Annotated in this window: 11 protein-coding genes; 7 read left to right on the top strand and 4 right to left on the bottom strand. The window is 62.7% G+C overall.

Annotated elements, in window-relative coordinates:
• The first annotated feature begins 66 nt into the window (after positions 1-66).
• From NEI07_RS09790 to NEI07_RS09775, 4 genes are all read left to right on the top strand, one after another.
• Positions 67-960 (top strand): tRNA nucleotidyltransferase, encoded by an 894-nt coding sequence (locus NEI07_RS09790; RefSeq protein ID WP_256034285.1) that lies wholly within the window; start codon positions 67-69, stop codon positions 958-960.
• A 222-nt stretch (positions 961-1182) separates the two neighbouring features.
• Positions 1183-1539: a hypothetical protein gene (locus tag NEI07_RS09785; RefSeq protein ID WP_256034284.1), complete on the top strand. Its 357-nt coding sequence runs from the start codon at positions 1183-1185 to the stop codon at positions 1537-1539.
• Between the two features lie 488 nt (positions 1540-2027).
• Positions 2028-2813, top strand: a complete 786-nt coding sequence (locus tag NEI07_RS09780; RefSeq protein WP_256034283.1) for a bestrophin-like domain — start codon at positions 2028-2030, stop codon at positions 2811-2813.
• Positions 2810-2980 carry a hypothetical protein gene (locus NEI07_RS09775; RefSeq protein WP_256034282.1) on the top strand — a complete coding sequence of 57 codons (171 nt, stop codon included), beginning with the start codon at positions 2810-2812 and terminating at the stop codon, positions 2978-2980. Before NEI07_RS09780 ends, NEI07_RS09775 begins: the two co-directional genes overlap by 4 nt.
• Here NEI07_RS09775 and NEI07_RS09770 read toward each other — a convergent pair.
• From NEI07_RS09770 to NEI07_RS09760, 3 genes are all read right to left on the bottom strand, one after another.
• Positions 2946-4904, bottom strand: coding sequence for an enoyl-CoA hydratase-related protein (locus NEI07_RS09770; protein WP_256034281.1), 1959 nt, complete (start codon positions 4902-4904; stop codon positions 2946-2948). The two genes, NEI07_RS09775 and NEI07_RS09770, sit on opposite strands and share 35 nt — an antisense overlap.
• A 74-nt stretch (positions 4905-4978) precedes the next feature.
• The gene (locus NEI07_RS09765) at positions 4979-6004 is read right to left on the bottom strand and encodes a GlxA family transcriptional regulator (protein WP_256034280.1); all 1026 of its coding nucleotides are present in this window, start codon (positions 6002-6004) and stop codon (positions 4979-4981) included.
• 434 nt (positions 6005-6438) lie between these two features.
• Entirely contained in the window at positions 6439-6600 is a 162-nt protein-coding gene (locus tag NEI07_RS09760; RefSeq protein ID WP_256034279.1) for a hypothetical protein, read from the bottom strand.
• Between the two features lie 358 nt (positions 6601-6958).
• Here NEI07_RS09760 and NEI07_RS09755 point away from each other — a divergent pair, with 358 nt between their 5' ends.
• The 3 genes from NEI07_RS09755 to NEI07_RS09745 all read left to right on the top strand — a co-directional run bounded on the left by NEI07_RS09755 (position 6959) and on the right by NEI07_RS09745 (position 9878).
• Positions 6959-7954, top strand: coding sequence for a L,D-transpeptidase (locus NEI07_RS09755; RefSeq protein WP_256034278.1), 996 nt, complete (start codon positions 6959-6961; stop codon positions 7952-7954).
• A gap of 214 nt (positions 7955-8168) precedes the next feature.
• Complete coding sequence (locus tag NEI07_RS09750; protein ID WP_196400818.1) at positions 8169-9386, top strand: LL-diaminopimelate aminotransferase; 1218 nt, start codon at positions 8169-8171, stop codon at positions 9384-9386.
• A gap of 24 nt (positions 9387-9410) precedes the next feature.
• The gene (locus NEI07_RS09745) at positions 9411-9878 is read left to right on the top strand and encodes a protein tyrosine phosphatase family protein (protein WP_256034277.1); all 468 of its coding nucleotides are present in this window, start codon (positions 9411-9413) and stop codon (positions 9876-9878) included.
• On the opposite strand, the gene dapE is transcribed toward NEI07_RS09745, so the two are convergent.
• Positions 9841-11022: a succinyl-diaminopimelate desuccinylase gene (dapE, locus tag NEI07_RS09740; RefSeq protein WP_256034276.1), complete on the bottom strand. Its 1182-nt coding sequence runs from the start codon at positions 11020-11022 to the stop codon at positions 9841-9843. The two genes, NEI07_RS09745 and dapE, sit on opposite strands and share 38 nt — an antisense overlap.
• Positions 11023-11089: the final 67 nt, after the last annotated feature.

Raw genomic sequence — 11089 nt, 5'->3', positions numbered from 1 at the left:
CGACGCGCCGGCCAGGCCGGCCCGCTAGCAAGCCCGCGAGTCCGAGGCCCGCGGCAAGAGCTTTGCATGTCGCGCAAGCCCCCTCGACGAGGCTTCGCCATGGCCTTTGGACCCGACTCCCTTTTCGACTACGGACAACCCGACCCCGGACTTTCCGTGCTGCGCATGGCGGCGTTGCTCGCGGAAGCCGACGGCGACCCGGACGAGGAAACGCTCGACCTCTTGTTCGAGCAGGTCGAGGCCGGCCATCTCGTTGACGCCGACCCGGCGCAGATGTGGCCGGAGCTGGTTCGCGGGCTGATGAGCCCCACGCCGTCGAAACTGATCAAGACGCTGCGCGGCTGCAGCGCGCTTGTCGAAATCCTCCCGGAGGTCGCGGCGCTGTTTGGCGTGCCGCAGATTTCCGATGGCGAGGAGGAGGTTGATCTCGGCGAGCATCTGATGCGATCGCTCGATGCGGCGGCCAAAGGCGGCGCGCCGCTCGCGGTGCGTTTCGCGCTGCTGGCGATGAATGTCGGCAAGTCGGATTCGCCGCGCGAACATCTCCCCGTGCATTACCGACATGTCGAGCGCGGGCGCCCGCGCATCGAGGACATCTGCGCGCGCTTTCGAACGCCGGCGGAATGTAAGGCGCTCGCGCTGCTGGCGCTCGCCGAATGCGAGCGCGTGCATCGCGTTTCAAAAATGCGCGCCGGTCCCGTCGCCTTGATGCTCGAACGGCTCGGGGCTTTCGACGCGCCGGAGAGATTCCGCGAGCTGATGATCGTCTGCGCCAGCGATTTTTGCGCCCATGCCGGCCGCGAGGGAAAGCCCTACCCCAAGGCGGCGCTGCTGGAGATCGCGCTAAAGGCCTGCGCCGAAATTGCGGAGAACGATTCCGTAGAGGCCCGCCAAAATGCCCGCGCCGAGGCGATCGCGCGGGCGTTTCGCTCGGAGCGCTGGTCGAACGAAGTGGCGTAGTTTTCTCAGAAAGCGCCAAGAGCGGACATTGCTTGCGGTCAGGGCTTCACGCCAATTTTTGAATGAGGTTGGCGCAAGCGTTGTCATCCAACGCGCCTCCCGCCGTTGCGTTCCACGCCCTCATGGGCGGGAACAAGCAAAGCGGGGCTGGCGTTATTAAGGGTGGGCGTTGGGGTTGTGTCCAACACGGGCCTGGCTGAGCCCGGCCCAGGAGTTCCGCCAATGACGACCTCACGCAAGATAATGACTGCGGCGCTCGCCGCCACGATTTCAATCACGATGCTGTCAATTTCGACCCCAGCTTCGGCGTGGCACCGCTGTGGTAGGGGTTTGGGGCCCGGCTACTACGGCATGGCGCTCGGCGCGGCGGCAACAAGCCCCTATAGCTACGGCTATTACGGCTCTGCCAATCCATCGGGCTACGGCTATTACGGCGCAGCCTCCGCCACGCCCGTCGCGAGCGAAGGATATTATTGTGCGACCGGCGTGAAAACTTGCTTGCTCCGCGAGCCCGGATGGCTCGGAACAGGTTGTTCCTGCGCAGTGTCGTGCGGCCGTGCACGTGGAATAGTTGAATAGAGCGTTGCTAAGAAGCTGCGGCCGAGATCGCAGTCGGCCGCAGTGTTTCATGACAATATGAGGCGCGGCGCAGCGGTTTCGTGATCGTCTGCGCCCCTATTTTGCGCCCATGCCGGCCGCGAGGGAAAGCCTTGCCCAAGGCGACGCCGCTGGAGATCGCGCTAAAGCCTGCGCCGAAATTGCGGAGGACGACTCCTAGAGGCGCGCCGGCCATTCGTCTCTGGCGCGCCCGCGTCGCAACGCCGACCCGATCGACAGCGCCTTTTTCGGCCTCTTGCATGGTTTTAAAGGCATCGGCGCCGAGCGCTTCAACCAACCGTTTTGTCGTCATCGCATTCGCGCGCCCATTTCGGCGATTGGCGCAATTGCGGCTTAGGCGATCGCAGCCCGAGACCGAGGCGGCGACCGCGGTCCAGAGAGATGATCTCTTTGCTCCCCGCGTCGATTAATGCGTATACGTCCTCGAACAGCTTGATCTAGAGTAGAATATGAGTCCCTTTGAAACAGCGCTTGTCGTCGCTTCTTTGATCTTCGCCGCTTATCTGCTCGGCATGATTGTAGCTCCACTGTTGTCGGACGCTCATTTGAGCGCAAAGGCCTTGGAAATCATCAATGACGCGCGAAGCCTTGTGACAGGATTGGCGGCTTTGACATTGGGGCTCTTAATCGCAACCGCCAATAGCTCCTTCGAAGAAAAGAGCAAAGAAATAAAGCACGAAGCGACCGATGCTATATTGGTCGACAGACTGCTCCGAGATTACGGGCCGCAGGCGGATCGCGCCAGAGAGGAACTCCGGATCGCCGTGCAAAACGAACTCGACCGCATGAACGAGGCGAGGCGGCCGGGAGTGGACGCGAAGCAGATTTTTGGCAGCGTGCGCAGCGGCAACATTCGCGCGGAGATTTTGAAGCTATCGCCAAATAACGACAGAGAGGCCTGGCTGAAGACAACCGCTCTCGCCGCGGCGCAAGACTTCGTTACGTCACGGTGGCGCATTTATCATGAAATGTATAGCAGCATCAAATGGCCGCTTGTTTACGTGGCGGTGTTTTGGATCGCAGCCATTTTCTTTAGTCTAGGCATTAAAACGCCCCGAAATATTTTTCCTGTGGGCGGCATGCTCATCGCCTCCCTCGCCATGGCGGGAGCCATGTATCTGATGTTTGAAATGGACATGCCGTTTCAGGGCTTCATCACGGTTTCCGCCGCTCCTCTCGAGTCGGCTGTCCAGCAAATCAAAGAGACTGCGGTCGCAATCTCGGAAAAACAATGACCGGCGCAGCCAAGGCGGCGCTGCTGGAGATCGCGCTCAGGGTCTGCGCCGACATTAAGGAGAACGACTTCCTAAAGGCGCGCCAAGGCGCCCGCGCCGAGGCGATCGCGCGGGCGTTTCACGTCTTTCGCGTCATGGAGCCGGTGCGAAGAGCCGGCGAATGGTGACCTGCAGCCGATCCGTCCACGCCCGGGCCAGTTGCAATGGCGCCCGGTCATTCTCCGGCGACTGCCCCAAGGGCGTTACACGATTCCCAGCCTGACGCGCTTTTCTCCAACGCGCCAATTTGGCGTCGCCGCGCTGGAATGCCGAAGTCTGCTCGCTTGAGACGCGCATCGGCGGGGCGCCCTTGAAGACAAATCGCCGACGCGCCTCATGATAGGCAGGGTCAGGTCCAAAGAAATTCGCCCGCATCCACTGGAGTTCCTCGTCGCGATAACTCGCCAGTGGTTTGGCCAATTCGTCATCCAGCCGCCGCTGGAGTTTTTTCACCAGGAGCGCGGCGTAATCGGGCCCCTGCGCCAGCGCCATGGCGCGCAGCCTCAGCTCTTTTTCAAACATTTCCATATCGTCGCCGAAGACGTCATCGAGAAAGCCGATCTCGCAAGCCTTTCGCGCGCCGAGAGGCTGGCAGCCTTGCGTAAGTTCCAGCGCTTTGTCCTGCCCCACGCGCTTTGGGAGCAAATAGGTCCAATATTCCGAACCGTAGAGCTCCCCCATGCTGCGGTAGTGAGGATTAAGAACAACGCTGGGGCGCGCAAAAACCTGATCGGCCGCCAACGCCAGAATCGCGCCGCCTGCGCCGGCGTTGCCGCGCATGCCCGCGATCACGATATGCGACATGGTGTTGATGACTTCATGCACCAGATCGTCCATGGCGTTGATGTTTCGCCATGACTCTTGAGCCGGATCGGCGCTCGCTTCGATCACGTTCAAATGGATGCCGTTCGACCAGAAATCGCGTCCGCCGAGCAGCACGATGACCCTGGTGGGACGCGAGCGGGCGTAAAGGAAAGCGTCGCGCAGACGCTTGCACTGCGCCGTGCTCATCGCGCCATTGTAAAAATCAAACGAGAGATAGCCGACTTTGTCTTCTTCGCGATAGACGATTTCCCTGAACGTCTGATGGTCGTCCGGCGCATCGATAGCGAGTGGCGCGTCGGGCGTATCGCGAAGGAGCGGACCCAGCACCTGAGTAGCCGGCAACTTGATTCCGGAAGCGGCGCAGAACTCTTCAGCGCATCGTTCGCAGCCAGCGCCGATCTGAGCCAGGCGGCAAATATCCCTGTTCGCCTGATCGCTCTTCGCCTTCAGATGGGAAATCCAAACAGCGCCATCGACGGCGCCGATGCAGATCGCGCCATCACGCCGCGCGAGGATCTGACCGGGCGCGCCTCTAAGGCGATCCTCTGCGTGAGCGCCGAAAAGGAAGCAGTCTATATCCAGCAACTTGCTCAAAACGCCCGGAGCGCTGTCCGCGGCGCGCAACTTCCTGATGACGGTCGCCGCCGAGTCCTTTTCCCAATCAATCGAGCGATCTGCTTGCTTCATCGAGGGGCGAAGACGGCCTCGCGCATATGACATTGCCTCGGAGAGGGGCTCCGGCCGCCAGACTCTGGACTGAACTTCGCCCGTCTCGATCCGCGCGATCGCTTCGAGCACGCCGCACAGAGCCGCTTCAGTCACCGGGCCGCGATAGAGACTGCTTTTGCTCGGCGGATCTGAATCGAGAGCAAATTCCAAAGAAGCCCAAATTGGCCCCGCGTCGAAATCCTCAGCGGCTTCCAGAATGGTGACGCCCCATGACTTCTCGTGGCTCGTGATGGCCCAATCGAGCGACGATGGCCCTCGGTCGCCTTTGATGCCAGGATGCACAATCAGACATCTCGTGCGGGTATAAACTTCAGTTGGAATCGCGATCTTCAACATCGGCGCGACGATCAGATCCGGAGCGCGCTGCTCGGCGGCGTCGATCATCTCCGCGCCGCTGGCGACAACGTTCACCCGAATTTCGTGCCCGCGTTCGGCGAGTTCGACAAAGAGCCGCTGGCTGAGGCTATTATGTGCGGAAGTCAAAAAGAGAATGCGCACGGGTCCCTCCCATGTTGTCGTTGGCTCAATTTGAATGAAGCTGTTTGCGCCGAAATCGCCGCTTTGCGGCTAAGTCAGGGGTCTAGCGTCGATCGGAAGCGCGCTCGATACTCGGCAGGACTGGCGTCGAATAGGCGCTGAAAAGTGCGGCGCATGCGTTCGGTGTTGCCAAAACCGCATTCCATAGCAATCACCTCGATTAATGAATTCGTGTGCTCAAGCTTGGAGCGCGCCGCGTCCGCGCGCGCGCGTTCGGCGAATTCGGCGGGCGTCTGACCGGTCTCATTGCGGAACAGGCGCGAGAAACTGCGCTCGCTCATCGCCATGCGATCCGCCAGCGCGGGGACGCTCAGGTCCGCCTCAGGATGAGCCAGCATCCATGTCTGAAGTTCGCTAACCTCCGCTCGTAAAGGCTTCTCCAATGCGCTCGTATGCCCCTTGAACTGCGATTGACCGCCCGGTCGCCTCGGGAACACGAGCAGCGCGCGTGCGACGCCGAGCATCGTTTCCCTACCCAGATCCTCCTCCACCAGAGATAGGGCGAGGTCGATGCCTGCTGTGATCCCTCCTGATGTGTAGACATTCCCATCGCGGATAAAGATGCGGCTCGCGTCGACTTCGATGGAGGGATACGCCTTCGCCAGACGGTCTGCATAAGTCCAGTGCGTTGTCGCGCGCCTGCGGTCCAAGAGGCCTGCGCACGCGAGAACAGCCGCGCCAGTGCAAATCGAAACGATCCGCCGCGTCTTGGGCGCTATCGACCGCAACCATTCGAGGAGCGCAGAGTCTTCGGTGACGGCTTCGCAACCCGTGCCACCCACAACGACTAAGGTGTCCAATCCCTCAACCATCTCGCCGTAGCTGTGGGAGGCCATGATCTGCAGTCCGGACATTGTCGGAACAGGTCCCGCCGTTTGAGCGATCACGACGGAGTGGTAGGTCGGCGGCTTTCTCAGCACGCTCAACATAACGTTGGCCCAATAGAATGTTTCGAACGGACCTGACAGATCTAGGCTCTGGCAGTCCGGGTAAACCAAAAACCCGACCCGACGGAACCGGGCATCTTCTTGGGATCGCTTTTTGGAGAATGACTTTTCCATGACGTGATCGTCACGCGGGCGTCGACTGGCCGCAAGGACAAAATACCCACGTTTTCGGCCAAGCAGGAGGGGTCAAAAAGCGGCCACCGGAGCGATGAGAGCAGATGTCGCCGCTCCTTCGCGCCCCGCCCCCTCACAGCGTCCCTTCATCGGCCAACGACATGACGTCGGCGACGACGCCGCGCTTGACGAGCCAGCGCCAGGGCGCGGTGCGGGCCGACGCCGATCTTCACGCTATTATTCGCCTTCGACGTTTCCACGCTGAGCACGACGACTTTCGGATTGTTCGTCTGCAGGTAGAACTGTGTATAATTTGCAGTTGTCGCTCGCGAAATCGAAATGCTTGGCAACTGGCTTTGACAACCTCGCCAAGCGCCGCGCTCGAAAATCGTCGCGCGGCGCTTATTTATGAGAGCGACGGCGTCGCTTCTCGATTACAAAAACGAGCCGATGAAGGCGCCGCCAATTCCCGCGAGCACCGCCGTGGCGAGGACCCCCGGAAGCCCAAAGAGCGCGCCGCCTAGTCCAGCGCCGATCGCCGCGCCGACGATCGCGCCGAGAGTCGCCATTGTCATGTGTTCCTTGGCAGAGATCATCGTTCCCTCCATGACATGCGCCCCCTGCTAAACAGGGGCGTAACATGGAGTTAGAGCCAGCTTCGCGGCGGGCAAGGGCCCTTCCCTTACCCGTCAATCATCAAAATCTCACAGCGGACTCGGGGCGTTCGCGGCGTTCCGCTGCATGCCCCGGCGCCTCACCCTCGCTTCGCTCGACCTCTCCCCGTTTACGGGGAGAGGTGTGCAACGTGTGACTCTTCCCCGCTGCAGGCGCGTCCTTTCCATTCGCCTCGGTCGCATCGGCTGTGCCCCGGCGCACTTTGTTAACCAAGCTGTTCATGCTACCCGCGTTTCGTTACGCGTGGACCTTGGGGGGCCATGTTTCGGGGGGCATGTCATGACCATCATTGCAGCGAACCGCCGTAGATTTTTGGGCGCGATGCTCCTGGCGAGCGCCGTCGTCACCGGGCGCCGGGCGTTCGGCGACGAGAAGATGCAGGAGATCGGCCGGCTCAAGCCGGGCGAGTTCATCTGGCGCCCCGAGCTTGCCTTGAAGGGACCCGTCTCCGTCGTCGTGTCGCTTCCCCAGCAGCGCGTGCATGTCTATCGCAACGGCATCCGCATCGCCGCCTCCACCTGTTCGACCGGCAAGCCGGGACATTCGACGCCGACCGGCGTCTTCGTCGTGCTGGAGAAAGACCGGAACCATCACTCGTCGCTCTACGACGACGCGCCGATGCCAAACATGAACCGCCTCACCTGGTCGGGCGTCGCGCTGCACGCCGGCAATCTCCCCGGCTATCCGGCGTCGCATGGCTGCGTGCGGCTGCCGGCGAAATTCTCCGAATTGCTGTTTGGCGTCACCCATATCGGCACGCCGGTCATCATCGCCGGCGCGCATACCGACCCTTGGGAGCTGACCCATCCCGGCATGGTGCTGAGCGGCTATGCCGAACAAGAGTTCGAGCAGGTGCTCTCCGGGCTTGAGGGCAAGAAGCATCCCTCCGACTGGACGGAAGCCGAGAATTTCCCCGTCACCAGCGTCGTCGCCTCCTCGGCCGATCATGTGATCGAGCTGATCGAGAACGACCATGTGGTGGCGAAATCCGTCCTTGGCTTAGAGGGCGCCGACAAGCTCGGCTCGCATGTGTTCGTGCTGAACGGGGCCGACCAGACGTCGCGCGGCATGCATTGGAGCGCGATCACGCATCATCACGAGGATGCGGCGCTCGCGCCGGACCAGGATGTGATCCAGCGGCTTCGCGCCGACCCGTCCTTCAACGCGGCCATGCAGGCGCGCATGCATCCCGGCATGACCATGGTGCTGACCGACGCGCCGCTGTCGCCCGACAGCCGCTCCGGCAAGGATTTCGTCATCGTCACCACGGAGTGACGTCGTCGCCGGACGTCGGGCCTTGGCGGGGGCGCGTCACGGCAGAGGGCGATCGGGTGAAGGGCTTCCTCATCCTGAGGAGCGTGCGCGGCACGCGTCTCGAAGGGCGAGGAAGCCCTTCTCCCGATCGCCCTGGAGCCACGGCGCCCCTCCCCTGACGCCCGCGCCAAAATGCGCTAGACTTGCCGCTTCGCGCCTTCGGAACAAACACAGAATGTCGGATTTCTATCGCATCAAACGTCTGCCCCCTTATGTTTTCGAGCAGGTGAACCGCCTCAAGGCGCGCGCCCGCGCCGGCGGCGCCGACATCATCGACCTCGGCATGGGCAACCCCGACCTGCCCGCCCCCAAGCACGTCATCGAGAAGCTCGTCGAGACCGCCGGCAAGCCGCGCACCGACCGCTATTCGGCCAGCAAGGGCATCGCCGGGCTGCGCCGCGCCCAGGCCGGCTATTACGCGCGCCGCTTCGGCGTGACGCTCGACCCCGAATCGCAGGTCGTCGCGACGCTCGGCTCCAAGGAGGGCTTCGCCAATATGGCGCAGGCGATCACCGCGCCCGGCGACGTGGTGCTGGTGCCAAACCCCTCCTACCCGATCCACGCCTTCGGCTTTCTGATGGCGGGCGGCGTCATCCGCTCCGTGCCCTCGGCGCCGACGCCCGACTATTTCGTGGCGCTGGAGCGCGCGATCATTCACTCGATCCCCAAGCCGATCGCGGTGGTCGTCTGCTATCCGTCCAATCCGACGGCGGAAGTGGCTTCCCTCGACTTCTACAAGGACCTCGTCGCCTTCGCGAAGAAGCACGAGATCTTCGTGCTCTCCGACCTCGCCTACGCCGAAGTCTATTTCGACGACAATCCGCCGCCCTCGATGCTGCAGGTGCCGGGCGCGATGGATGTGACGGTCGAATTCACCTCGATGTCGAAGACCTTCTCCATGGCCGGCTGGCGCATCGGCTTCGCGGTCGGCAATGAGCGGCTGCTCTCGGCGCTGGCGCGGGTGAAGAGCTATCTCGACTACGGCGCCTTCACGCCGGTGCAGGTGGCGGCGGTCGCGGCGCTCAACGGCTCCGACGACTGCGTCAAGGAGATGCGCGCGATCTACAAGCGGCGGCGCGACGTGATGGTCGAGAGCTTCGCGCAGGCGGGCTGGCCGATTCCGGCGCCGCGCGCCTCGATGTTCGCCTGGGCGCCGGCGCCCGAGCGCTTCCGCAACATCTCAACGCTCGAATTTTCGAAGCTCTTGATCGAGAAGGCCGACGTCGCCGTCGCGCCGGGCGAGGGCTTTGGCGAGCATGGCGAGGGCTTTGTGCGCCTCGCGCTCGTCGAGAACGAGCAGCGCATCCGTCAGGCGGCGCGTAATCTGCGGCGCTTCTTCGAGACGGCGGATGCGCAGTTGCACAATGTCGTGCCGCTCGCCGCGCGAGGGTGACGGCGTCGCAATGAAACGCAACGCGTGAGAGCGCCAGTGGCCGATCCCGTCGACATCTACAATTGGCTGCGTCTCGATGAGCGGACCACGACGTCCGGCCAGCCGACGCAAGCGCAGTTCAGCGAGATCGCCGGGCTTGGCGTGCGCGAAATCATCAATCTCGCTCCCGCGACCAGTGAGAAGGCGCTAAAGAACGAAGCGGAAATTCTGGCGGCGCTGGGCATGCGCTACACGCATATTCCGGTCGACTTTCAAAATCCCACAGAAGAGGACTTCGATCGCTTCTGCGAGGCTTTTGAAGGCGCGGGCGAATCTGCGACGCATGTCCACTGCATCGCGAACTACCGGGTCTCGGCCTTTCTCTACCTTTATCGGATCAGCGCAGGCATGGAAGAGGCGCGCGCCCGCGCCGACCTCGACAGAATATGGACGCCCAACCCGATTTGGGCCGCCTTCATCGAGCGGATGCGGGCTCGAAATAGCGCTCGATGACGCGCGCATAGACCGCGCAGAGCCCGTCAATGTCGGCGACGCGGGCGTTCTCATCGACGGCGTGAATCGTCTCATTGGTGAGGCCGAACTCCAGCACCGGACAATAATTGACGATGAAGCGCGCGTCGGAGGTGCCGCCGGTCGTCGAGAGTTCGGGCGTCAGCCCCGTCACCTGCCGCACGGCCTCAACCACGAGTGCGGTGAAGGCGCCGGGCTTGGTGATGAAGGAGACGGCGTTCGAGGGCGGGAATTCGACCTCGACATTCGCGCTCGGCGCCGCTTCCTTGATGACCTGCAGAATGCGCTCTTTCAGCGAATCATGCGTCCAGACGTCGTTGAAGCGGACATTGAACTGCGCGCGCGCCTCGCCGGGGATGACATTGACCGCCGGATTGCCGATGTCGATCGTGGAAAATTCGAGATTGGAGCGCTCGAAATGCGTCGTGCCTTTGTCGAGTTCGTGCCCCGACAGGGCTGAGACGATGCGCGCGATGATCGGCGCCGGATTTTCGGCGCGCTGCGGATAGGCGACATGGCCCTGCTTGCCGATGACGCGGATGCGTCCGCTGAGCGAACCGCGCCGGCCGATCTTAATCATGTCGCCGAGCGTCGACGCATTGCTCGGCTCGCCGACGATGCAATGATCGAAGCGCTCGCCGCGCGCCGCCGCCCATTCGAGCAGTTTCACCGTGCCATTGATCGACACGCCTTCCTCATCGCCGGTGATGAGCAGCGAGAGCGTTCCCCAAGATTTTACATTCTGCACGCCATGAAGCTCGACATAGGCGATCGCGGCGGCGGCGAATGCGGCGATGGCGCCCTTCATGTCCGAGGCGCCGCGGCCGTAGACGCGGCCATCCGAGACTTCCGCGGCGAAGGGATCGAAGCGCCAGCGCGCGGGATCGCCCGGCGGCACGACGTCGGTATGGCCGGCAAAGGCGAGATGCGGCGCGCCCGCGCCGATCTTGGCGAAGAGATTGTCGATGTCGGGCGTGCCCGGCGCGGAGAAGACGACTCGATGCGTCTCGAAGCCGACCGCCTTCAGCGCTTTCTCGACGACGTCGAGCGCGCCGGCGTCGGCCGGCGTCACGGACGGACAGCGAATGAGTTCGCGGGTGAGCGCGACGGCGCGGGAGTCCGACATTCTAATTTCGTTTCGTTCTGTTCAAACAGTTCAGCGCGCGTTCACCCTCCCCTTGAGGGGGAGGGTC

It is taken from the genome of Methylocystis suflitae (assembly GCF_024448135.1).
GTDB lineage: Bacteria > Pseudomonadota > Alphaproteobacteria > Rhizobiales > Beijerinckiaceae > Methylocystis > Methylocystis suflitae.
The sequence above is the reverse complement of the archived record's forward strand: the minus strand, read 5'-3'. Positions and strand labels throughout refer to the sequence as shown.

What these genes read in the sequence shown, in the direction of transcription:
- NEI07_RS09760 (WP_256034279.1), bottom strand. Translation starts at nt 6,600, where the DNA reads ATGATCTCTGCCAAGGAACACATGACAATGGCGACTCTCGGCGCGATC.
- NEI07_RS09750 (WP_196400818.1), top strand. Translation starts at nt 8,169, where the DNA reads ATGTCGGATTTCTATCGCATCAAACGTCTGCCCCCTTATGTTTTCGAG.
- NEI07_RS09755 (WP_256034278.1), top strand. Translation starts at nt 6,959, where the DNA reads ATGACCATCATTGCAGCGAACCGCCGTAGATTTTTGGGCGCGATGCTC.
- NEI07_RS09780 (WP_256034283.1), top strand. Translation starts at nt 2,028, where the DNA reads ATGAGTCCCTTTGAAACAGCGCTTGTCGTCGCTTCTTTGATCTTCGCC.
- NEI07_RS09785 (WP_256034284.1), top strand. Translation starts at nt 1,183, where the DNA reads ATGACGACCTCACGCAAGATAATGACTGCGGCGCTCGCCGCCACGATT.
- NEI07_RS09765 (WP_256034280.1), bottom strand. Translation starts at nt 6,004, where the DNA reads ATGGAAAAGTCATTCTCCAAAAAGCGATCCCAAGAAGATGCCCGGTTC.
- NEI07_RS09775 (WP_256034282.1), top strand. Translation starts at nt 2,810, where the DNA reads ATGACCGGCGCAGCCAAGGCGGCGCTGCTGGAGATCGCGCTCAGGGTC.
- NEI07_RS09790 (WP_256034285.1), top strand. Translation starts at nt 67, where the DNA reads ATGTCGCGCAAGCCCCCTCGACGAGGCTTCGCCATGGCCTTTGGACCC.
- dapE (WP_256034276.1), bottom strand. Translation starts at nt 11,022, where the DNA reads ATGTCGGACTCCCGCGCCGTCGCGCTCACCCGCGAACTCATTCGCTGT.